The sequence below is a fragment of the Vibrio alginolyticus NBRC 15630 = ATCC 17749 genome, assembly GCF_000354175.2.
In the GTDB taxonomy this organism is placed as follows: domain Bacteria; phylum Pseudomonadota; class Gammaproteobacteria; order Enterobacterales; family Vibrionaceae; genus Vibrio; species Vibrio alginolyticus.
Window position 1 is genome coordinate 412,995 of the sequence record NC_022359.1, and the last position, 23,619, is coordinate 436,613.

19 protein-coding genes are annotated in these 23,619 nt (G+C 44.6%); 8 read left to right on the forward strand and 11 right to left on the reverse strand.

The annotated features are described in order from the left end of the window. Positions 1-47: 47 nt before the first annotated feature. Positions 48-1,673: an ABC transporter substrate-binding protein gene (locus tag N646_RS17115; protein ID WP_017821884.1), complete on the reverse strand. Its 1,626-nt coding sequence runs from the start codon at positions 1,671-1,673 to the stop codon at positions 48-50. A 141-nt stretch (positions 1,674-1,814) separates the two neighbouring features. Here N646_RS17115 and mpaA point away from each other — a divergent pair, with 141 nt between their 5' ends. Further along, on the forward strand, positions 1,815-2,525 hold the full coding sequence (mpaA, locus tag N646_RS17120) for a murein tripeptide amidase MpaA (protein ID WP_017821883.1): 711 nt from the start codon (positions 1,815-1,817) through the stop codon (positions 2,523-2,525). A gap of 19 nt (positions 2,526-2,544) precedes the next feature. Here the strand turns inward: mpaA and N646_RS17125 are convergent, their stop codons facing one another. After that, positions 2,545-3,396, reverse strand: a complete 852-nt coding sequence (locus N646_RS17125) for an SIS domain-containing protein (RefSeq protein WP_021707579.1) — start codon at positions 3,394-3,396, stop codon at positions 2,545-2,547. A 242-nt stretch (positions 3,397-3,638) separates the two neighbouring features. Here N646_RS17125 and murQ point away from each other — a divergent pair, with 242 nt between their 5' ends. The 3 genes from murQ to N646_RS17140 all read left to right on the forward strand — a co-directional run bounded on the left by murQ (position 3,639) and on the right by N646_RS17140 (position 7,228). Next, the gene (murQ, locus tag N646_RS17130) at positions 3,639-4,541 is read left to right on the forward strand and encodes an N-acetylmuramic acid 6-phosphate etherase (RefSeq protein ID WP_017821881.1); all 903 of its coding nucleotides are present in this window, start codon (positions 3,639-3,641) and stop codon (positions 4,539-4,541) included. 28 nt (positions 4,542-4,569) lie between these two features. Continuing rightward, a complete protein-coding gene (murP, locus tag N646_RS17135; protein ID WP_017821880.1) occupies positions 4,570-6,024 on the forward strand; it encodes a PTS N-acetylmuramic acid transporter subunit IIBC in 1,455 nt (484 codons plus the stop codon). Positions 6,025-6,172: 148 nt separating this feature from the next. Then, positions 6,173-7,228: a porin gene (locus N646_RS17140; protein WP_017821879.1), complete on the forward strand. Its 1,056-nt coding sequence runs from the start codon at positions 6,173-6,175 to the stop codon at positions 7,226-7,228. 89 nt (positions 7,229-7,317) lie between these two features. On the opposite strand, the gene N646_RS17145 is transcribed toward N646_RS17140, so the two are convergent. Beyond that, complete coding sequence (locus tag N646_RS17145) at positions 7,318-7,983, reverse strand: Type 1 glutamine amidotransferase-like domain-containing protein (protein WP_017821878.1); 666 nt, start codon at positions 7,981-7,983, stop codon at positions 7,318-7,320. Positions 7,984-8,020: 37 nt separating this feature from the next. Continuing rightward, positions 8,021-8,932 carry a LysR family transcriptional regulator gene (locus tag N646_RS17150; RefSeq protein ID WP_017821877.1) on the reverse strand — a complete coding sequence of 304 codons (912 nt, stop codon included), beginning with the start codon at positions 8,930-8,932 and terminating at the stop codon, positions 8,021-8,023. A gap of 88 nt (positions 8,933-9,020) precedes the next feature. Between N646_RS17150 and catC the strand changes: the two genes are divergently transcribed. Continuing rightward, on the forward strand, positions 9,021-9,680 hold the full coding sequence (gene catC / locus N646_RS17155; protein ID WP_017821876.1) for a type C chloramphenicol O-acetyltransferase: 660 nt from the start codon (positions 9,021-9,023) through the stop codon (positions 9,678-9,680). Between the two features lie 55 nt (positions 9,681-9,735). Here the strand turns inward: catC and N646_RS17160 are convergent, their stop codons facing one another. The 4 genes from N646_RS17160 to N646_RS17175 all read right to left on the reverse strand — a co-directional run bounded on the left by N646_RS17160 (position 9,736) and on the right by N646_RS17175 (position 15,999). Further along, complete coding sequence (locus tag N646_RS17160) at positions 9,736-11,415, reverse strand: DUF342 domain-containing protein (RefSeq protein ID WP_017821875.1); 1,680 nt, start codon at positions 11,413-11,415, stop codon at positions 9,736-9,738. A gap of 251 nt (positions 11,416-11,666) precedes the next feature. Beyond that, positions 11,667-13,694: a tRNA(Met) cytidine acetyltransferase TmcA gene (locus tag N646_RS17165; protein ID WP_017821874.1), complete on the reverse strand. Its 2,028-nt coding sequence runs from the start codon at positions 13,692-13,694 to the stop codon at positions 11,667-11,669. A gap of 105 nt (positions 13,695-13,799) precedes the next feature. Continuing rightward, positions 13,800-14,774: a ParB/RepB/Spo0J family partition protein gene (locus N646_RS17170; RefSeq protein ID WP_005374504.1), complete on the reverse strand. Its 975-nt coding sequence runs from the start codon at positions 14,772-14,774 to the stop codon at positions 13,800-13,802. 7 nt (positions 14,775-14,781) lie between these two features. After that, positions 14,782-15,999 carry an AAA family ATPase gene (locus tag N646_RS17175; protein ID WP_005374503.1) on the reverse strand — a complete coding sequence of 406 codons (1,218 nt, stop codon included), beginning with the start codon at positions 15,997-15,999 and terminating at the stop codon, positions 14,782-14,784. Between the two features lie 1,238 nt (positions 16,000-17,237). Here N646_RS17175 and N646_RS17180 point away from each other — a divergent pair. Beyond that, positions 17,238-19,208, forward strand: a complete 1,971-nt coding sequence (locus tag N646_RS17180; RefSeq protein ID WP_005374502.1) for a replication initiator protein RctB domain-containing protein — start codon at positions 17,238-17,240, stop codon at positions 19,206-19,208. 289 nt (positions 19,209-19,497) lie between these two features. Here N646_RS17180 and N646_RS17185 read toward each other — a convergent pair whose 3' ends face one another. The 3 genes from N646_RS17185 to N646_RS17195 are packed head-to-tail and all read right to left on the reverse strand — an operon-like array spanning position 19,498 to position 21,748. Then, positions 19,498-19,965 (reverse strand): hypothetical protein, encoded by a 468-nt coding sequence (locus N646_RS17185; RefSeq protein ID WP_005374501.1) that lies wholly within the window; start codon positions 19,963-19,965, stop codon positions 19,498-19,500. Next, a complete protein-coding gene (locus N646_RS17190; RefSeq protein ID WP_017821873.1) occupies positions 19,965-20,897 on the reverse strand; it encodes an ATP-binding cassette domain-containing protein in 933 nt (310 codons plus the stop codon). Before N646_RS17190 ends, N646_RS17185 begins: the two co-directional genes overlap by 1 nt. Positions 20,898-20,899: 2 nt before the next feature. Beyond that, on the reverse strand, positions 20,900-21,748 hold the full coding sequence (locus N646_RS17195; protein ID WP_005374497.1) for an ABC transporter ATP-binding protein: 849 nt from the start codon (positions 21,746-21,748) through the stop codon (positions 20,900-20,902). A 361-nt stretch (positions 21,749-22,109) separates the two neighbouring features. Here N646_RS17195 and N646_RS17200 point away from each other — a divergent pair, with 361 nt between their 5' ends. Then, a complete protein-coding gene (locus N646_RS17200) occupies positions 22,110-22,307 on the forward strand; it encodes a PA3496 family putative envelope integrity protein (protein WP_005374493.1) in 198 nt (65 codons plus the stop codon). A gap of 238 nt (positions 22,308-22,545) precedes the next feature. After that, entirely contained in the window at positions 22,546-23,607 is a 1,062-nt protein-coding gene (gene ribA, locus N646_RS23895) for a GTP cyclohydrolase II (protein WP_017635221.1), read from the forward strand. Positions 23,608-23,619 lie beyond the last annotated feature (12 nt).

Here is a 23,619-nt window from a genome sequence, read left to right on the forward strand (position 1 = left end):
CGTAAGATACATCTTCGGGGCTTCATATTTATCGCTTGTTTTGAGCGCTACTTCTTGATGTAGAGATCTTTCGAGTAGATGCGCCCTTCTACGTTATTCTTTGCAAAGCCACCCACGGTTGGACGAACCAAACGTGCTTGCATGTAGTAATAGATTGGCGCGATAGGCATATCTGTCGCCAGCAACTGTTCAGCTTGGTCGTAAAATCCTTGGCGCGCTTTCTCATTGGTTGCAGCCAATGCACTGTTCATCGCGTTGTCATACGCTTCACTGCTGTAACGTGCAAAGTTACCCGAAGAACCTGAGCGAAGTAAGCTCAGGAAAGTAGACGCTTCATTGTAATCACCACACCAGGAAGCGCGCATCACATCGAAATTGCCTTGTTTACGCGCCACTAAGTACGACTTCCACTCTTGGTTTTCTAACTCCACGTTTGCACCGAGATTTTTTTGTAGCATCGACGCTATCGCAACCGCGATCGATTTGTTTGCCTCACTGGTGTTGTACAGCAATTTAAAATCGAGCGGCTTGTCTTGGCTGTAACCCGCTTCTTTTAACAACTGACGCGCTTTCTCGTCACGTTGTTGCTGACTCCACTTACTATACTCAGGGGGAGTCGCATCAAAACCGGCAGTGTACTGATGCGCAAAGGTATACGCAGGAAGGTTGCCCACTTGCGTGACACCATTCGTAATCACATCACGCATGATGGAGTACGACACCGCTTGACGCACTCGCGCATCATCAAATGGCGGACGAGTGGTATTGAACGCGTAGTAATACGTGCACAGTAATGGCACCACCGTGTAAGCCTGCTTGTAATCTTGTTTAAGCTTCTGCGCCATATGAGTCGGCACATCTGACGTGATATCCAGCTCTCCTGCCGCATAACGATTGATTGACGCGTTTTGGTTTTCAAACGGAATGTAAGTCACTCTGTTTAAATGCGTATCTGCGCTGTCCCAGTAATTTGGACTCTTAACCAGTTCAATGCGCTCATTCACGACCCACTTATCCAATGTGAATGCACCGTTGCTAACAAATTGGTCTGGATCGCTCCACGGCTTGTCGCGGTTTTCCACTGTCGCTTGATGCACTGGCATCATGGACGTGTGCCCAGTCATAGCAACAAAGTACGGCACTTGACTGTCCAACTCAAAACGTAGGGTGTATTTATCCACTGCCTTGATACCGAGATCGTCCAAAGGCTTTTTGTCCTCTGCTACATCGGCGATGTTTTTGATCTTGGTGAGTTTGAGATACCAAACATTTGGAGAAGCGGTCTTCGGGTCCACCGCTCGGCGCAGTGAATAGACAAAATCATCCGCCGTCACAGGCTCGCCATTCGACCATTTCGCGTCTTTGCGCAAGTGAAAAGTAAAGGTTTGGTTGTCGTTGGTTTCCCATGATTCTGCCACACCGGGAATAATGTTTCCGTCACGATCTTGAATCACAAGCCCTTCAAATAAGTCACGAATCACATGCATTTCTGGCAGACCTTCGGCTTTCGCTGGGTCAAGCGTCGCCGCCTCTGCGTCATTCGCACGTACTAAATGCTGTTCTGCGGCAAGTTGAATACCTTTAGGTAAGGTCTCCGCAGCAACTGATGTAGCAAGAAAAGGGGTGAATAAAGAGGAAATCAGCAACGCCGTTGAATGTTTTTTAAAATCCATATCGTTTTTCGTTCTCCTAACGCGTCTTGTGAAGCAAGTGCCACAATTAACATTTCAACCATTGACGAGTTTAAACGGTTCAGTTTAGCTAGGTGTAATTAGCTTAGATATTGATACTACTTCATCAATCAGGAGATTACGGTGAGTCTAATTCCAAGAACGGAAAGAGCGGCATTTTTAATTCGGCCAACATCATACGGTCAATCCGTGCTTGGTGCGCCATTACTGTATTTTCCGGCTCAAGTCGAAAGTGCTTTGCGAGGTTTGATTTTGGCAGGCACTCACGGGGACGAGACGGCCTCGATTGCAGGTTTGTCCTGCGCGCTAAGAAGCTTGCCTGCTGAAAACTTACGACATGATGTGATTCTGTCAATGAATCCTGACGGCAACCAACTAGGCACACGCGCAAATGCAAACCAAGTGGATCTCAATCGCGCGTTTCCAACCCAAAATTGGACTGAGCATGGCACAGTGTATCGATGGAGCTCTCACACACCCGTTCGAGACGTACAGGTGAAAACTGGCACTAAAAACCAACTAGAGCCTGAAGTTAGCGCATTAATTAACTTGATTGAACTGCGCAAGCCAAAGTTTGTGGTGTCGTTTCATGAACCGCTTGCTTTTGTGGATGATCCCAAACATTCCGACCTTGCCAAATGGCTCGGCGAGCAGTTCCAACTGCCAATCGTTGACGATGTCGACTACGAAACACCCGGCTCATTCGGCACTTGGTGTAGTGAACGTGATTTACCTTGCATCACGTTGGAATTACCCGCGATTTCTGCCGATCTCACCATTGAAAAACATCTCTCTGCTTTTATTGCTTTGCTGAGGCACGATCCGGATCTCTAGTCCGCTGTTGGTTAAGCGATCATGTGAGGATCTGTTTGATGTCGGTACTGATATCGCTGATCAACTGACGGGCACTGTCGTCTCTTTGCTGAACCAAGATGATAAACAGCAAATCGGTGATCACGTTTTGCGCGGTACGCGAAGCAATGGATGAGCTGCGATGTTCCGTTTCATTGGCAATCGTATCAAACGTAATATCGGCAATACCGCGCAAGCGACTTCTCCCAGGAGCAGATAACGCAATCACCTTCGCGCCCTGCTCTTTTGCCGCTTCTGCCGCGACGAGAATTTCTTTGCGTTCGCCCGAATACGAAATCGCAATCTGCACATCTTCTGAAGAGAGGGTACGAGCAACAGCAATCTGCACGTGGCTGTCTTGTTCGGAAAGCGCCGTAATACCGAGTTTAAGCAGTTTAAAGCTTAAATCCTTCGCGGTCAGGGCTGAGCCCCCAATCCCGACCACTTGCACTCGACGCGCTTCGCTCAACCATTTCACCGCTTGGTGACACGCTTCATAAGACAGCGCATTGGTGGTTTGAAACATAGCATCTGTTTTTGCTTTCACCAGTTTCTGTGAAATAACCGCGATGGGATCATCTGCCAAAATATCACTGTGCAACGGTGTCGACTGCATCGCATGCTTACGGCCAATCTCTTCATTCAGAGCTAACTTAAACTCGCTGTAGCCTTTAAAGCCAATACGCTGAGTAAATTTCACAATGCTCGATTGACTCACTTTTACTTGCGCCGCAAGTTCTTGGCTAGTGAGCAGCGCCGCCTTTTCTGCGTTTTCAACAATCCAATCGCCGACCAAACGACCACTTTGCGAAAGCTGAGTACGCCTCGCGACTATCTTATTGACAACTGACACAACAAAAACCTCAAAAAATTTAAATAATTTATTCCAAAACAAAAATAATTGGAGTTTGATTTAACTCCATGATTATTCTAACCAAGCCAGTTTATATCGGATGTAATAGACATATATTTTCTCTCATTATTCCAAATTTCTCCTGCACAAAGAATAACCTCAAGTGTGATTTTTATCACCAAAACAGAATATTTTATTCCATAGAATCGCCCTCAGATTGAACATTACGAAGAGTGTAAAACATGAAAATTGATTTAAGCCGATTGGTGACAGAAAGCCGTAATCCAGTCAGTGCAGAGATTGATACGCTTTCGACCATCGAGATGCTGCAAGTCATTAATGAAGAGGATCAAAAAGTCGCGCTCGCGGTCAAAGCAGTGCTACCACAAATTGCAAAGACGGTTGATGCAATTACTGCAGCGTTCGCCAATGGTGGCCGTTTGGTTTACATGGGAGCAGGCACATCAGGCCGCTTAGGAATTCTTGATGCGAGCGAGTGTCCTCCTACCTACGGCACGCATCCAGATATGGTGATTGGCTTAATTGCTGGTGGACATCAAGCGATTTTAAAAGCGGTAGAAAACGCAGAAGACAACGCGAAAATGGGTCAAGACGACTTAAAAGCACTTCACCTCACCAAGCATGACGTGGTTGTAGGCATTGCAGCGAGTGGCCGTACACCTTATGTACTAGGTGGTTTGGAGTACGCTAAATCCATCGGAGCCACGACCGCATCTATCGCTTGTAATCCAGAATGTGCCATGGCAGAAGCGGCCGACATCGCGATTCTGCCGATAGTTGGCGCAGAGGTTGTCACTGGATCTTCTCGCATGAAAGCTGGCACCGCACAAAAACTGGTGCTAAACATGCTCACGACAGGCGCAATGATTCGTAGCGGTAAGGTATTTGGCAACTTAATGGTGGATGTAGAAGCCACTAACGCCAAGCTCATACAACGCCAAACCAACATTGTTGTGGAAGCAACCGACGCATCAAAAGAAGAAGCAGAGCGAGCATTAAATGCCTGCGGTCGCCACTGCAAAACCGCCATCTTAATGATTTTGGCCGATTTGGATGCCGAACAAGCCAAATCACGCCTCGCCGCGCACAACGGCTTTATTCGCGCAGCACTAAATAATAACTAAATAATCCGAGTTCTGAAGGATAGACCCTATGGCAAAAATAACTTCAAACACAGTATCGCAGTTGCTGTCCGCAGTGGGTGGCAGTAGCAACGTAAGCAAATGTGGTAACTGTATGACGCGTTTGCGTTTATCGCTCGCCAACAATGGCTTGGCTGATCAATCAGTTATCAAGCAAATTCCCGGCGTAATGGGTGTGGTGGAAAGCGATGAGCAGTTTCAGATCATTCTCGGTCCCGGAAAAGCTCAACAAGCGGCTGAGATGATGAATCAATTGATCTACAGCTTAACCTCTGGTGACAGTGAAGAAGCAGATATGCCGCAACAAGATCTTTCTGCCGTCGCAGCCGAGCAGAAAAAACAGATGAAGAGTAAGCAAACCAGTGCGGTTCAGCGTTTTTTAAGCAAGTTTGCTACCATCTTTACGCCGTTGATCCCTGGTTTTATTGCCGCTGGTTTGTTGCTAGGTTTTGCGACGTTATTGGAACAGATGTTTGTTCTCGACCAGACACCAAGCCAGTTTATGCTGGATTTGATCGCCTACATGAAAGTCTTTGGTAAGGGTCTGTTTGCTTTCTTAAGTATTCTGATTGGTTACAACGCGCAGCAAGCGTTTGGCGGCTCTGGTGTTAATGGTGCCATTCTCGCCTCTTTGTTTGTGCTGGGTTACAACCCAGAGGCTACATCCGGTATTTACTCTGGCATGAACGAGTTTTTCGGCTTTGCGATTGATCCGCGCGGCAACATTATCGGCGTACTTTTGGCGGCGATCATCGGTGCGCAAGTCGAGCGTAAGGTTCGTCAATACATGCCAGATGATCTGGACATGATCTTAACGTCCGTTATCACTCTGTTGATCATGGGTGCGGTAACCTTCTTGATCATCATGCCAATCGGCGGCGAGCTGTTTAAAGGGATGTCTTGGTTGTTCCTCAACTTGAACGATAACCCATTAGGCGCTGCGATCTTGGCAGGTTTGTTCTTAATTTCTGTGGTATTTGGCATCCACCAGGGTTTTGTTCCAGTGTACTTCGCATTGATGGAAGCACAGGGCTTTAACTCGCTATTCCCTATCCTGGCGATGGCTGGTGGCGGTCAGGTTGGCGCGTCAATGGCGCTGTATTTCAAAGCCAAAAAAGACGCTCTACTGCGCACTCAAGTTAAAGGCGCTATTATTCCTGGCCTTCTAGGCATTGGCGAACCATTGATTTACGGCGTGACATTACCACGCGTAAAACCATTCGTTACCGCTTGTATTGGCGGCGCTGCGGGCGGCTTCTTTATCGGTTTAGTTTCTTACCTTGGCTTACCAGTTGGTCTTAATACGGTGTTTGGCCCGTCCGGTATCGTGGCGATTCCTCTCATGACATCAGAAAATGGCATCTTCCCGGGAATGATGGTGTTTGTTGCTGGCCTGCTTATCTCTTACATCGTCGGCTTCCTCGCGACTTACTTCTTTGGCTGCAAAGACGTCGATTTAAGCTAAATCATTCTTCCCCTATAGGAATGGACTAGCTCGCGCCCTTGGCAAACAAGGGCGCACCCTCTCTCTACTTCACGATAATTTTTCTTATTCCGTTACTCGGAAGGGGCTTTGTCGTACCTAAAACAATAGAAATGAAAGGTCGTTAATCATGAAAAAGCACATTTTGACTCTACTTCTCCCTACATTGATGGCATCAAACGCAATGGCAGCGCAGCTGTATCAAGCGGAAGATGGGTCAGTTTTAAATATTTACTCTCGTCTTGGTTTCAATGTCACCAGTAAAAATAACGAGCACGGCGATGCAAATGGCGAGTTTGATGGCCGTATTGGTTTAAACGGTTCACAAACCATCAACGAGTACGCGTCGATCATCGGCCAAGCGCAATACCAAGTGGGTGCCGCTGAATACGCAAACCAAGTAAACGACAAACCGTCTCTGACCGCACGTTATGTATGGGCGGGTATTGATGCGAAAGATTATGGTCGCATTACTGGTGGTCGCGTGGCATCTGGGTTGATTATGTTTACCGACATTGGTGATGTGTTCGCCTCTTCCGATGTTTCTATGGCGCGCCAAGCGAATAAAGTCGACAAAACCGCAACGCAAGTTTTCCGTCAAGATGGCACGCTGCAATACCAAAACAGCCTAGGTAATGTCGATTTTTCTGTCGCGTACATTTTAGGAAACAACACTTCTGAGCTCGACTACGGTTACAACGCTGCACTGCGTTATACGCTAGACATGGGGAATTTGGGTACCTTGGCACCAGTGATAGCGATGCAGAAGAATAAAGGTGATGCACGTGAAAGCAACGACACCGATTACACATTCTGGGGTGCAGGTACGCGTTACTACCTAGGTGATTTGATGTTGGGTGCGTTGTACTCGGAAGATGAACTAGAGGGCTATTACTCACAAACCAGTACCGACAAAGTGATGGAACTAACGGCGGTTTACAGTGTAAATGACAAATGGGCACTGCGTGCTGGTTATCGTTCTTTAGAAAATAGTGATGGTGACGAGCTAGAGCTGAAAGATACAACGCTAGAAGTGCAATACAAACTGACGCCTCGTTCTTCTATCTACACAAACTACGTTGATCGTAACGGCTCGCGTGGCTACAGCAATGGACAAGAAGTCTCGTTTGGCGGTGCACACGCAGACGAAAGCTACTACCACTTAGGTCTCCGTTACGAGCTGTAAGCACGATACTTAATGTAAGTTAGCTGAATCCATGAGCTTCTTCTATGTCCGGTCAGTAGTTATTGCCTTTAATGCTGATTTGAAGAAGCTCACCCTCGCAATATGTTTTCTTCGTTACCTGTTTTAACCAACACGCCTGCATCAGGGAGGCTGGTGACAGTAGCTAACAATTTTCCATCAACAAAGTGCAATGCCGCATAATCGTGAATGCCATAACAAGTGATGCTCGGTTGAGAACGAGCAAAGGCTTGGAAAACCTCGAACTTCTCACCTACATGAGAAAAATGTGCCGCAGCCAAACCGTCAATAAATCCAAGACAACGCATAACTTGGTATGCTTCGGGATCACTGTCTGTCACCGCAAACTCAAACCAACAAATTGCACCTGCGCTCATGCCACAAATGATGATGCCTTGTTCATAACACTGCTTGAGTATTCTATCGATTCCCCATTCGCGCCAAATGGCCAACATCGAACGCGTATTACCGCCACCTACGTAAATGATGTCTTGTTCAAATAGCGTTTCTTTCCAACCAGCTTCAAACTTAAACAGCGGAAAATGGGTCACGTTTTCACTAAGCTTCGCATCGTAAAAACGTTCAATCACTTCATCAGCATCTCCCGTGGCTGTAGGTATAAAACAAATGTTTGGATTCTCCTTACAAGACAAAGACAAAATGTATTGATCGAGCGGGCTCGGATTCTCTCCCATCATCCAGCCCCCACCGCCAATCGCAATACAGTGTTTTCGCATTCCTTTGCTTCCTCAATTGTTGCTAAGTTTGTTGTCGCTATTCGCCGACAGAATATATGTTCCTAAAGTGTTCGATGAACGCTCGCGTTCTTCTTGGTAAGTGCTCACGTTTTGGGTAAAGCAGATAAAGCGGCAAAATCGCATCCGTTTGCCATTCTGGCAGCAAACTCACGAGTTGTTCTTTTTGTGCAGGGTCGAGTTTAGCCAGTGCAAATTCATCTAACATGGCTACACCACAGCCAGTCAAAGTAGCATCCAACATGGACTGGACAAGATTAAAACTCAGCGTACTTTCTAACTCAATGCTGCACTGCTGTTGAGTTTGCTTATGCGTAAACGTCCACTTGTCTAACACCAAGTCACGACTTTTATAAAGGATGTGCTCTAAGTCACCAAGCTCCTCTGGCGTACTTACATTTGGTTTATCAGCTAAATACGAGCGATGAGCGATCGGTTTACAGTGTAAAGTGCGTAGCTGATGGCCGACGTATCCCTCTGGAGGAGTATCGGTAAAGTAGAATGCGATATCAAACCCAGCCTCAATCAAGTCGAGAGGCGTCTCTGTGAAGATCACTTCGACGCTCACTTGTGGATGTTGCAATCGAAACTCGATCAATGTTTGGCTGAGTAACGCAGATCCGAAAGAAGCGGACGCCGCTATTCTCAATTTTCCCGATACGATCTCGTTTGCCATGACTTGCTCATTGATCTGCTCAGCGCCTTCGAGCAGTTGCTTTACCTGCTGATAAAACCGCAAACCATCGTAGGTCAAATTAAACTGGCGCGTAGTTCGCTGAATAAGCTGCACCGACAATATGTCTTCAAGCTGTTTAAGTTGCCGACTTACATGCGCATTCGAACAATTCAGTCGCTTTGCTGCACCAGCAATACTCCGTTCCTCACACAAAGCGACGTAAAGTGGTACGTAGCTGAGCCATTTTATTTCCATACAGTAATTCTGAATCTCTAAAATCAAACTACTGGAAATAATAGAAAGCCTCTAAACTCTGTACAACCTAAATTTGAAAGGATGAGTTATGAGTGTTTTCGACACGTGGTTAAAAGGTCAAGTCATTAAAGATCACATCACTAATCCCAATATCATCGTTGGCGATTACAGCTATTACTCGGGCTTCTATCATCAAAAAAGCTTCGAAGAGCAAGCGGTACGCTACTTGTTGGGTGACCCCGTCACACTTCAAGAATGGCAAAGTAGAGAACCCGATAGCATCGACAAATTAATCGTTGGCAAGTTTTGTTCCATCGCTTCTGGAGCCACCTTCATGATGGCAGGAAACCAAGGTCATCGCATTGACTGGATTTCGACCTTCCCCTTCTCTCCTGAAGAATTTGGAGAAGGCGTACAAGACGGTTTCGAGCGTGCCGGAGACACAGTGGTGGGAAATGATGTTTGGATTGGCGGTGAGGCGATGATCATGCCCGGAGTAAACATCGGCGATGGAGCCGTCATCGGAGCACGCGCCGTAGTGACGAAAGACGTGCAACCTTATTCTGTGGTGGTTGGAAACAACCAAGTCGTACGTCAACGATTCAGCGATAAAGAGATTGAAACTCTACTCAATATCCAATGGTGGAACTGGCCAATAGAACACATTAAACAAGCAATGAAAGTAATGTGTAGCAGCCAAGTGGGTGCGCTTGCGGACTACTATCAAGAGCACATTGTCGATTTGTAGATAAAAAAAGCCCACACATATTGTTGCGACGTGTGGGCTCAGTGAGTAAGAAAGCTTAAACCGCAGCGACGTCCTCTTCTTCCAAGTTCGCCGAGACTTTAATTTCGTATTGATTGAAACGGAACGAACAACCGCCATGAGTGCGCTTTGTCGTTACTTGTTCGTCGCCAAACTGCACCGTCACGCGAGTGAAGACACGCTCTTTGGCTTCGACAATATTTTCTTCTAACGCGACTTCAAAGTCATGTTCCGTTTGTTCTAGCTTTTGCTTTATCGCTTCAAGCTGCTCGTTGTTTTGTGTTTTCATCACGTCAATCTGAGCTTGTTCTTCGTCGGTACGTTCGGCTTTAGGACGTTTCTTAAATTCGAGCTCTTTACGAATCACATCCATCGTGCCTTCTTGAGCGCGTTTGTATTGATCTTTGAGCTCTGCTAATCGCTCCTTAAATGCAGAATAGCGCGCGAACGCTTCTACCTTAGTGGCGGTGTCGCCTTCTACGCCCAATTGTAAGCACACCACTTTGTCACCGACTTTTGCATCTCCGCCGCTGAGCGTACCGTTCCTACCGTTCGCATCCAGCACCGTCAGATTGCGCCCACAAACAATATCGTTATTCATGCTGTGCACCGCCAACTCAATATCTTCGCCAGCTTGCAAATCACAATATTGGGCGTAGCTGGCACGAATCGAACCTTTGGCTTTGACGTGACAACTCTTTGGCTGGCCATCACTCACGGTGTGGCCAATGATCCCTTTACCAACTTGAATGTCGTCTTGCGCTTGTACTTCAGCCGATTCAATGAAGCCGCCTACAGTAATAGAGCCCGTCGCTTTAACAATCATTCCGGATTCGATGTTGCCACCGATAATCACATTCCCTTTGAATTTCACGTGGCCTGTATTCACGCCAACGCTATTGAGGCAGAGTGCGTTATCAACTTCGATGGTTTTGTCTTTAATCAGAGGCGTACCGGATACCGATGCAATCAATAGGTTTGGGTCTTGCTTGCTTATCTCAGTGCCTTTGCCCGGCTTCATTGGGCTGTCTTTTCCGGCTTGCGGAGGAATCACTCGCCCTTGAACAGTAAAGCCAGGCGTGCCTTTGGTCGCAGGCGTGCGGCGCATCACCTCATCGCCTACGTCAACCGCGATAGTTTCACCGAGGTTACGTAAATCAATTTTGTCGCTAGCAGATTGGCCGTCTTTGGGTTTGAGGATGCGTTTGGTGATGTCTTTAACAAGAGGAGTAAAAAGAGCGTCTTTGCCTTTGATAGGTTGCTTACCAACCGCTACAGGTTGAGAAAAAGTTTCGCCGGGTTTGAGCTGAGTGCTGACAACCAACACTTTCTTCAAAGCCAGTTTGTTGATGCCTTTCGAAACTCGCGCTTGAGCAAGGGCTTGAACAATCTCGGGGCCACGTAAACCTCGGCCTCCGTACGCGCCGACAACGTTCATGCTGGCGAGCATGTCATTATTCGATAATTCGACCTCAACTTGCGCGTTGCGTTTTTCCGCAATGACGATGCCTTCGTAAGCTTCGGCTTTACGTTCTTTGGCGCAGTTAATGAACCTAACGACTTCCCCCTCAACAACAAACATCCTTTCAGCGTTCATTGCGACGAGCTGCTCGTTTAATTCATTTTGATTTAGCTCACCACCGAGGTCCACTTCTCCCGGAAGACGGGCTATCACCTTGGTCTTATCTTCAGATAACTCAAGACACAGCTTCCACATACCCTTACCACTTTGCTTCCCATCAACACTTTCAGTCTAACCAAATCCGTTTTCTGAACAAACCTCGCATTTCTTATTATAGGGCTCACGTCACTAAAGAAAGTAATCCATCAATAACGGTTAAACAGCATATTAAGAGAAAACTCGATTTAACCTAAAGCTCAATCAAAATACACGCTGAAACAAAAAGGAGCTGGATTTACAGTGTAAAATCAGCTCCCAATAATTTCATTTACAGTGTAAATTTCCCTTTATTGTTTACAGTGTAAATCGCTCCAAATGTGTCTTACTTCGTCCCTTAACTGCTGCTCAACTTGCCTTCTTCCAGGTAAACCAAATTGCTGAGCACATTCAGTCCAACTACGGTTAAGAAAAAGCTTACTAATCATCAAGTCGGAAACAGAGTTCAAACCTAAATTAAGTAACCACTGTTGAAGCCACACAGACACAGACTCATAACTGTTACCACCATCAGCATAACATTCAATTAGTAATAACTTAGCGGGATGAAGTGGACTCATTCCCAAAGGTTGCGGCAATAGAGCTCGAAAAATAGGGGCTTCTAATTTTGGATAGACGTCAGCCACATTGTTAGACAACATTTCTTCAAATAGCGCCTGAGATTGGTCGACCCAAGCCGTCTGTTGGGAATCACAAGGTTTGACCATCAAGACTGAATAACAACCGCTAGCAGCATCGCGCATTGACCCTAAGCGAATTGTACGGAAGTTCGATTGTCGCCAGAAATAGAGCAACTCTTCCGTCGCACCAAAACTCGTGGATAAGTAGGCAATGTGTTTAGCAGCCATTTGCTCAAGTTGCTGCAGAATTTTTTGACCAATGCCTTTGCCTTGCAATGCTGGATGAACCGCAATTCTCATGACTCGCAGCGTCGATAGATTCGCGACATTCGGGAATCCTAGGTGGTTTGCAATCGTAATTGGGGCTAAGTGTCCTTTAGGACGACGCTTACCAAGCTGGATTTCTTCAATCAATTCATCGTCAAGGCCCCCCTCTTCGACCGCTAATATCACCCCCACAACCGCATTATCTTGCTTAGCAAAATAGAGCTGACTGTTGTCGTCTTGCAAAAGGTGAATCAAATCATTCGGCGAGGTCTGATAATGAGCATTCACCAAAAGAGCGAAGCACTCACGCAGCAAACTAGGCTGCGATATCAAATTGTTCTTATCGGCTTTAGAAAGGGAAATTGAGTCGACCTGTTTAAGTTGATGGTGCGTTAACTCCGCATCCAACAAAAACGCGTCATAGAGCCATGATTCAAGCGCATCATTCATGCTCCAGCGGATGGGCTGTGTCATGTGCCATGTTTTCATTCCCGAACGCTGTTTCTGAAGCCAATCAACAAATTTAATCGTAAAGCCCCGGCCACAACCTTCATAACCATGAACAGTCGTAGAAAAAACGAGTCGATGATAATGTTCGGTAATGCTTTTGAGCATAGGAACTGGAATTGCAGCCGCTTCATCGACAAGTAACAAATCACATTCAGGTCTGCTCGATAGAAGTTCGTCAGGAGCAATGAATTGAATGGCTCCCTGCCCTGATTCTAATCTGTCCTTCTTAATGCGCTGTGCGTTAGGGAGTAAACGTAAAGCATGTTGGTAAACAGGCTCAACGGCTTTTATAGATGGTGCCGTAATTAAGATTCTAAGTGGCTTCTGCTGTAATAAGTTCGCACACGCAATGCCGAGGGCACTTGTTTTTCCGCGCCCACGATCAGCGGTCAAAATTAACGGTCGCTTTCGATGTCCTGTCACCACCTTTTCAATTAGAGAAATGGCATGTTCTTGTTCCGTGTAGTGGCTTTCTTTTTCTGCTTGCTTGATGTCTGGAGCCGTTGGCAATGGTTTGTCTTGCTCAATAACAACGAGCTTCTCCCACTGTTTGTGCATCCATTGCTGAGCAAAATTCGCATTTTGTCGCAGCTCAGTAATGACAATAAGAAAACCGCCGCCAACCAATGAGCCAAGCGCGGCGGTAAAACTATTGGCGTCAAAGCCATTTCGAGCATCAAACAATAGAACGTCACACTCTCTGCCTAGCAACATGTGTCCTTGTTTAGACGAAACACTGGATACGTTTTTCAAACCAAAATCACCAACAGAAAACCAACGTTGATGGCGCTGCGTTTTATGGAACTCTGACATCAACGCATTTTGCCAAGAAGCCTCGCCTTGAATGACAACACCAATCCTTTGGAAAGATTGGTGAGCTTGATGTTGAAGTGATGAAAGGAAATCAGATTGTGTCTGCATTTTGTCTATCCAACGTTGAACTGACGTAATGGTATCACATCTTTAATTTGACGCTTCTCAGATATAAAAAAACCGCCCGGAGGCGGTTGATTCAATCATCATTTGTTATTGCAGTTTGGTTTGTACAAACGCAAGAATCTCTTCCATTAAGCTGTCGTCAACTTTCTTCAAGTTCAACGCCAGGCTGCTACCTTTTCGGCTATAGCTTGCTCGACCTTTAACTAAGTCGACTTTTTCCGTCTTCTTACCAGGTTTTGCTGGTGCAAGTTCAGTAATCCAATTTTCGATGCTTTCCGTGACTTCTTTTGTCAGACGAGCAACGCCTTGAGCTGTGCTTCGCTGCCATAAAAACCCTTCGCTAGAGCGACATTTATCTAACAGCTCTTGCTGCTGCTCTGGCGTTAGCGTTGAAAACTGTTTGTGCAGTTTCACGATTGTTGGGCGACCGAGATCGCCAACATTCGGATACGCTTGAAGCAGTTCTAACGGTAATGCTGCGGCTTTTAAAGCGCCACTTACCAACGCTTCACTGCACTGGAACATTTTTGCCAATGCTTTCTGATCCTCAGCTTCACCACTATCAAGCTTAGCCTGCATCTCTTTACCTTTTTCGTATAAAGAGAGCGGTTTGTGAGCATTTGCCACATCAGACAAAAACTTAGCATGGTCAGTATTGATGTTGTCAGCAACATAAACCAAAAAATCTTGTTCAGCGAGGATACAAGACATGCGACGACGGCTACCATCTAAAACTTCAATCTTGCCATCTTCAGTTCTACGACCCACCGCTGGATATTGTTGGCCACGCTCTTTGAGTGTGACTAAAACATCAGATAAAGCATGTTCGTTTAAGAACGATTGCTCACGAGCGTTATCAACAAATACTGTTGTTTCTGTCGCAACTTTATTTGCAGGAATACGCACAAGTTCAAACTGAACAATATTTTCACCTGCAACTGCTAGTTCAATCGTTTGAGCTTTCTCTTTTGCCGCAGTTTGCGCCTCTTGCGGAGTCACAACACGACGCTTATTCGTTTTGCCAAATAATTTCGCGTTTAATTCAGACGTTTTCAAAGCCATTTACTTATTACCCCTGATTCAATGACGGCCAATTAGAGTGCAGCACACGCTCTAATTCCAGTGCGCTTTTATGAACAGCGTCTTGCGCGGTAGCTAGTGTCTTCTTACCGCCTTCAAAATCGCTTACTGTCAGATCAAATACTGTGCTGTAGGTATCGGCACAGGTTTCAAACGCACGGCTACGAGGAATAGTAGCCATCATAACTTGGTCACCTAGAAGATAGTTCATTTCAGTTAAAACAGAAACTTGCTTCTTATTGTCGTCCTCAAACATGGTTGGCATCAAGCGAACAAACTCAAGACCATTCCAGTCCTCCGGGAACATTTCATATACCGTAGGCAAATGCTGGAAGAAGTTTACTGTTGAAGCCCAGTCCAGACGCTTAGCCGCACAAGGAATGAGCAAGGCATTTGATGCATACATCGCATTCCATACTAATGGGTCAACGTGTGGACCGGTATCAATCATAATGATATCGAAGTCATCAGCAATTTTATCAATCAGTTGCTCTTTCAGCAGACGGACGATATCGAGTGATGGGTCTTCAGATAGCGTTTGCCATGCTTCCGCATTAAACATCGCGTCTTCTGGAAACGCTGAAATCGACTTTAAGTTCGGATATTGCGTTGGCAGCAATACGTTTTTACGTAAAAATTCACTGTCAATTTCCACACCATCAGGCACGTTACCCAACATAATGTCTACCGCAGAATAGATATTATCATGCTCTGCCATGCTGATTTGCGGGTTGAGGAATAAACGTAGCGAGCCTTGTGGGTCTAAGTCGATTAAACAAATACGGTATCGTTTATCCAAATTTAGCGCTAAACATGCCGCTAAATGAACCGCGGTCATTGATTTACCTGTACCGCCCTTTTGGTTCTGCACATTAATAATCCAAGGTTTGTTACCTGAATTCTTTTTACGCTCATGAAATTTAGGCACTTCAGCCGCATCCATGAGCATGTGTGCTTCTTCTAACGTAATTGAATAATGATTCGCGTTGTTTTTAGTAAATTGATGCCCAGCGGCTTCCATTTTACCAATCGCGTCGTCGAGCTTACGGCGAGTTAGACCAGAACGGGTTTCCATCATCGCTTTCGACATTGGTGGGAAGTAGTTATCGCTTCGCTCTTCTAAAACAATTTCAATACGGTCAGCTTGAACCTGCTGAGTCAGCTCCGCTAACTCAAGAAGGTTTTCAATCGTTTTTTCTCTTTTCATGCCAAATTCCGTTGGAAGGATTTATAACTGCAATTGTACAGCAGTAAAGACCAAAAACAACAAAAAGGTGCACGAACATTTTGAATTACCATCACATAAAAAAACACCCAAATCGACGCTTTTATGATTTATGGTCAAAAAGATAACTATTTTTAATCAAATAATCTTCTCATAAGTGGACACCTAAACTTAAAAATAAAAAGTGTTACAGCGTCACTCATTTACAATGTAAATCAATTTTCTACCGGAACGATTATAATCTTAAGCTAAATTACGGATTATGTTAGACCAACCTAATTTAAACGAAAAATAGTAAGTAATATCGGAACAATAAAGACCTGAACACCTTGATCATGTCTCCGAGCAAAATAGGGCAGTTCCAGCGAAACATCTATGGAAGTATGATCAAGGTATACTTATGATCATGCTTCCGTGTTAATAAACAAATCCGAAAGCATGATCATGGAAAAATTGAGCAGAGTACGGTGTAAACACGCAAATAAAATAAGATCCATTAGTCGGAAATATGATCAAGCCTTAAAATCTCTCGGAAGCATGAGTTTTCTTCTCTGATTTACGGTTGAGTGCAGACAGAATGGGGGATTGAGCAGAAATTGACGGTATAGAAGCCGGAACAATGAAATTGCTCAAGTTGCTATGATAAATCACACTCTCATGATCATGCTTCCTGTAAATAAGCAGAGACTAGGATTTACTTCTAAATATGAGCGACTTGAATGTATTTTAATCAGATGAGTGATATCTCATCAATATGGACGCCAGAACGATAGATATATTGGCTCTTGATCATCGATCCGAGTATAAATAACATCACCAATGCACAATATAATCATCGTGAAGATCATTATTAAATACTGCATCTGTGGATAACCTGTAAAAACATCATGATCATCGTTTCAAGACTCTTTTGATCATCTTTTCATAACCTTAATGATCATGCTTACGAATAAATATGATCATGCTTTCAGGTTATTGTTGATCATACTTTCAGACTTCTTATGATCATAGTTCCGAAATAAATGGAAATAATAGTCTTATAGAACAAAAGCTTAGCGAAAAATTTCAAGCCAGATCATTAGATCATATAATCAATTAAGATCAGATTAATCAAAAAGATCAGTTATTTAAAAAACAATCTTTTTTCTTTATTTATGATCTGTTTTTCTTTATTCTTCGGAACCATAGCACAACTACGGCTAGTGTGATCTGGATCTAAAATGACGGCTGATGAAAAAATTCTGATTAAAGCACCGAGAAGCCACAAAGATGGCCATCTTTTTGAGGTACATGAATCCTCTGCGGATTGGGTAGAGCAGTACCAACATTTCAAAGGGGTGACCAAAAGCATCTTAGAGTTGCTTAATCTGATCTCATTACGAGGCTTCAGCAGCAAGGATGGTTTGGTTTCAACCACAGAGATTGTGGAAGCAACAGATGGGCAACTCACACGTGCAGCCTTGCAACAACGTTTGCGCGCGGCAGTAAATATTGGTTTATTTACTCAAACTCCAGTGCGTTTTGAAGAGGGACTTGCTGGTAAAACGATGCTACATAAATTTGTGAATCCCAATCAGCTTATATCTGTGTTGGGAGCAACAAGTCTTGTTACCGACAAAGTTCGCCAGAACGAAAAACAAAAACGTTCGAAAGCATTGGCTCAGACTCAAGTAAACAAACGTTTGTTGAATGAGCACGGGTTAAACACACCTCCCACGATGAAAGATGAAGCCGATCAATTTGTTGTATCTCCAACAAATTGGGCTGGGATCATTGACCAAGCACTTGCGCCACCAAGAACTCGAAAAAGTTATCAGAAATCCATGGTGTCGATCTCTGGCACAAAAGCCGTTATTGAGACGCGATCATCCAAAAATATCATGACTGTGGATGATCTCATGACCCTGTTCGCTCTCTTCACGTTAACGGTTCAGTATCATGATCATCACAAAGATCAGTATCAGCTTGATGCTGCTCACGTACCAAACAAAACGCCGCTATACATCACTGATATTTTGTCGCTCAGAGGCAAAAAAGACAGTGGCCCAGCTCGTGATTCCATTCGCGATAGCATTGATCGCATTGAATTCACTGATTTTCAGCTCCATGAACTTACTGGACGTTGGCTAAGTGAAAACATGCCAGAGGGCTTCAAAAGTGATCGTTTTCGTTTTCTTGCTCGAACCATCACAGCCTCTGAAGAGGCACCAGTGGAGGGAAGCGATGGTGAAATTCGTATCAAGCCAAACTTATATATTTTAGTTTGGGAACCTTCGTTTTATGAAGAGCTGTTAACGCGCGATTATTTCTTCTTGTTCCCACCAGAAATCCTGAAACAGCATACGTTGGTGTTCCAGCTGTATTCGTTTTTCCGTAGCCGTATGGTGCGCCGACACACAGATTGCATGCTGTTGAGCGAGTTAAATCAGAAGCTTGCACGTAACATTGAATGGCGTCGGTTCTCAATGGATCTGATCCGTGAGCTGAAACGCTTGTCAGACGGCAAAGGGACAGACGATCTTTTTGTGGTGAACTTATGGGGCTATCACTTAACGATCGAAACTATGATCGAGAATGATAAAGTGATGGATTACCAGATCGACATCAAATGTGACGTCGAAGAGGTGCTGCGTTACTCACGTGCTCGTACAACCAACGCAGGCAAGCGCAACATGGCGCCTACGCTGCCAAACCCGCTTCGTAATGAGATGGTAACCCGACAGCAGCTTGAGGAGCTCTCAGGCATCATAGACGGCGAATTTGAGCCCATTCAACGCAAAGCACCGTCTCCAAGAGGAAATTTAGGGCGACGCGTGAAGCAAAGAAAACATTTGGTAGAGATCAATGCTGATGAGATCACCATTACTCTATCTAAATATACCTCACCAGAGGCTCTAGAACGCAGTATAACGGCTTTATCTGCGATGACAGGGCACTCGTATGCCTCAATCAAAGAAGAGTGCTCAGATTACATAGAGAAGCTCGATTGGCTAAGGGTAGGGGATGAGCCGATTCCTTATGAGACATTAAGTAAAACCGTCGAGCTGTTTAACACCCAGAACGATGTCAAGCATCTTACCATCGAGCGCTTGATTGCGGGGTTAGCGGTGCGTCGGAAAGTTTGTCGTCAAATCTTCGATGGTCACATGGATGAAATGGTATTTCGTGCCTTGGATGAAATGGCGATTTAAAAATGTCGCTTGATGTGTATCAAGCTATAGGTGTGATGTATCGGTTTGAAATGTAACAATGTCTTTCGATGATAAAAAACAGACTTAACTCTTACAAACCACTGACATTAGAAGCCAAGCCTAATACTACTATTTATCCCGAATAGACAACCTTTTGTCCTTTCTGATGATTAATAGATTGGCTCATATTGTTACATTCATTCTGAATAGACTTCGCGAGTTTCTCCTCAGGAAACTCGCTTTTTTTTACCTAAAATTCCGCTAATTAAGCCTTGATCATTTTTCCGGACTAATGAGGCAAACCTTGATCATGCTTCTTAGGTTCATTCCAATGTAATGAACGCATCAACGCAACATGTGATTCGATTAAGCTATGGGCTTGTTCCTGCCACTTGTTTTGATCACACTGCTGATTACAAAACTCTAACGCCACAACGGTGAGATGCTGAAGTCGTCTCAAACACCAATCTTTGATCAGAATATCAGTCGAGACTTGGCATGCTGCTTGTTCAAGCTTTGCACTCGTATAAAGCAAAGTTTGATATGCTTTCTGAGGGTCTTGGTACCTTGCATGTTGAAACACGCGTAAACATCCATCCAACCAGCAAGCAATCGCTTTACTTTGAAGATCACTCAATTCGGGTCCAAACACGTCATCAGGCACCTGATATAAGATCGTTTCCAATTTTTCTACTTGATCATGTTTCCGCTGTTCGTACCACATGGCGATTTGATCTTGCCAAGTACTCAAATCCATTACGCTGCCTCAGTCCATTGTTTTACATAGTGATTTGGTCCTATTTGATCAAATTCGTCGACAATTATGCTGCTACGTTGACGAATTTCATCGGCATCTATCGAATAGTTTGGTTCATTTTTCACTAAGTTACCAAAAGGTAAGTCAGGATCAGGAACGGCAGAAATCAACAGCTTAGTATAAGGATGCTGCGGATTCTTAAGTATTGAATGCGTGTCGCCCCATTCAACGATTTGCCCTTTGTACATTACTGCGGTTTCTTCCGCGATGTAGTGCGCAGTCGCCAGATCATGAGTGATGTATAAAAAACCAATTCCCAGTTCTTGCTTCATTCGTTGCATTAAATTCAACACTCCCAAGCGAATAGAAACATCCAGCATAGACGTAGGCTCATCCGCAAGAATGATTTGCGAACCTACCGCTAAAGCCCTTGCTAAGTTTACTCGCTGACGTTGCCCACCACTGAGTTCGTGAGGGAACTTATTCAATGTCTCTTCAGGTAGTTCCACCAGCTTTAGGAGCTCTTCCAAGCGGGCTGGGATGTCGCGCTCGTTTTTGACTTGTTTATGAATTTTTAAAGGACGTGTTAGGTGATGGCGAATGGTATGAGTTGGATTGAGAGAGCCAAACGGATCTTGAAACACCATTTGTACTTTACTGCGATATTCTTGTAGAGCCGATCGTGACGTGATCTCATTTATGTCAGTGCCATTGAAAAGGATCTCGCCTTCCGTTGCAGGATAGACTTTGGTTATTAAGCGAGCGCAAGTACTCTTACCGCAGCCTGACTCTCCAACCAAAGCCAAGGTTTTTCCTGCGTACAGATCAAAAGTCACTCCTTGAAGCGCACGAAAGGTTTCCTCTTTCGCTAAACCACCGCCCACTTTGAATTCTTTAATCACATTTTTCATTTGGATGATAGGTTGACTCATGGTTACGCTCCTTGTAACTCTGGTTGTTTGTGGACGTCATGGATGTTTGGGAAAGAAGCCCATAGCTTTTGCGTGTAAGGGTGTTGAGGATGATTGCGTATATCGTATGCTCGATTGACTTCGACGATTTCTCCGTGACGCATGATTGCAATTCGATCACATAGTTGGCTCATGAGTGCCAGGTCATGAGTGATAAAGAGGACTGAAAAACCGAACTCATCTCTAAGCTGATAAATTTGCTGTAAAATTTCTCGCTGTACCACTACATCTAATGCTGTTGTGGGTTCATCCATAATGATCAGTTTTGGATTTAGAGACAAAGCAATGGCTATCACCAACCGCTGACGCATTCCTCCTGAAAATTGGTGAGGATATTCTGCTAAGCGTTCTCGAGGAATATTGACCAAGTCCAACAACTTTTCTGCTCTATCTTTTGCTTGAGCGTTAGTGAGGCCTTGATGGTGTCGTAACACATCTGCAAATTGCTCTTGTATCGTTAAGACAGGGTTGAGTGAGTTCATCGCGCTCTGGAACACCATGGCGATTTCACTCCACCTTAGAGCGGTCAGTTCAGAGTCTGAGATACTAAGGATATCTTTGCCATCAAACCATATTTTACCGCCAGAAATGAACGCTGGCGGCTTATGAAGACGATTTATTGAGAATGCAATTGTGCTTTTACCACATCCAGATTCACCGGCAAGACCAAATACTTCGCCTTTGCCGATATCAAAGCTGACGGACTTTACCGCATTAAAATCACCATTATCAGTGATGTAATCGACGCACAAATCTCGGATCTGGATGACCGGGTCATTGTGGTATGCATGACTTAAGTTAATACCATCCATATAAACACCTTACCAATCTAAAAGATAATTATTATCATTATCAGGTGTGGCGGTTTTTAGAAAGTATCAAACTATGAATCAGTGAAGTGACTCGAAAGTTAGGTGAAACAGGAAGTGGTGTAATGCGTCGTTGATAAAACTAAAGAAGAGCAGAATTGAGAGCTAGATCAGCACACTTTTCGTAGGGGGAATTACTCAAATTTAATCGTAAATTTGTCCCTTGGCAAAACTTAAATGATGAATCTATTAAGGAGTTAACGAAAGGGCGGGAGGGGTCACATTTCCCTACAGTTTTTCTTACCACCTTGTTCCGGTTTTGCTATAGATTACGCATCGAAAACATGGTGTGTTCGGAGGAAATATGTCCATTAATTCTATCGACCATGACGAGATGACCAACATCGCTCACAAATGGGAATTACCTGATGAGGAAACCGTTGTGAAGCCAGAGAAAACAGTGAAATCAGCAGAAGCCAGAAGACGCATTGAAGCGTTACGTGAGATCCGTGAAAGTGGGTTGACCATTGAAGAAGCAAGGGAGCTTGGCTTGATACACTGATCGCCTCAGGTTGGTTTAGCAACCCATAGGGTAGTCGACGGACTGCCCTTTTTATTTTTTCACTCTATTACTCTCTTATTCAAACTCTCCATTTATCTGTCTTGCGCCTCAAAAGCACGAGTTTCACACTCACGTCCCGTCCCGAAGAAGTTTGACAATCTGACCTTGTGTTACTAGATATATCAGTAGCGATATGCTTTTTGTTGATTATCGCAACCACAAAGCAAGGAGCGCAAGTATGGTTGATCAAATCCTTTTTTATGAGCCCGATGAGCCCCACGGTTTTCTCTCAAATTTTTGCCATGCCCCAGTCAATATCTCCTCCCAAACTTGGCCCACCAGCGAACATTATTACCAAGCCCAAAAGTTTCTCGATGCTCAGTTGCAAAGTAAAATTCAGCACGCAAGCACCCCTGATGAAGCGTTTGCTTTAAGCCGTAAATACGAACACTTTGTCAGAAGCGATTGGGACGATATAAAGTTGGCTGTTATGGCTTTCATCGTTAGGGAAAAGTTTCTACAAAATCCACCATTAGCGCAGCAATTAATGAGAACGGGTAACGCTTGCCTAACAGAGCATTCTCATAAAGATGCCTTTTGGGGAGACGGGGGAGATGGTAAAGGAGAAAATCATCTAGGAGAGATTCTGATGAATGTTCGAGCAGAGCTGAGACATGTTGAGCCTTACAATCTCGTGAAGTTTATCGATAAAGCCAAATTGCCCACCCAGTGGGGCACATTTATGATGTACGGCTTTATTGAAGCCGCGACAAATAAAGAGCATCTTGCTCTGGTCTATGGCGAGCCAACAAAAAGTGCAGCACCACTTATTCGGTTGCATTCGGAGTGTCTTACCGGAGATGCTCTATTTAGCACGCGTTGTGACTGTGGTTTTCAGCTTAATAGAGCGCTACAAAACATCGTCAAAGAGGGATGTGGCGTGCTGCTTTATTTACGTCAAGAAGGGCGTGGAATCGGCTTGATTAATAAAATTCGTGCCTATCACTTACAAGATGATGGCGCAGATACCGTGGAAGCAAATGAGCGTTTAGGTTTTGCCGCTGATATGCGTGATTACGCGTTCTGTAAAGGAATGCTAGAGCATTTGGGGATTGACGCTGTGCGTCTAATGACGAATAACCCACGCAAGCTCGCCGCCTTAAAAGCGGTTGATATTAACGTCATTGAACGAGTGCCATTACAAGAAGGGAATAACCCAAGTAATCAACATTACCTGCAAACCAAGGCGAGTAAATTGGGGCACATGTTTGATCCTAAGTTTGTTAACCACACTAAGTAAGTTCTACAGATT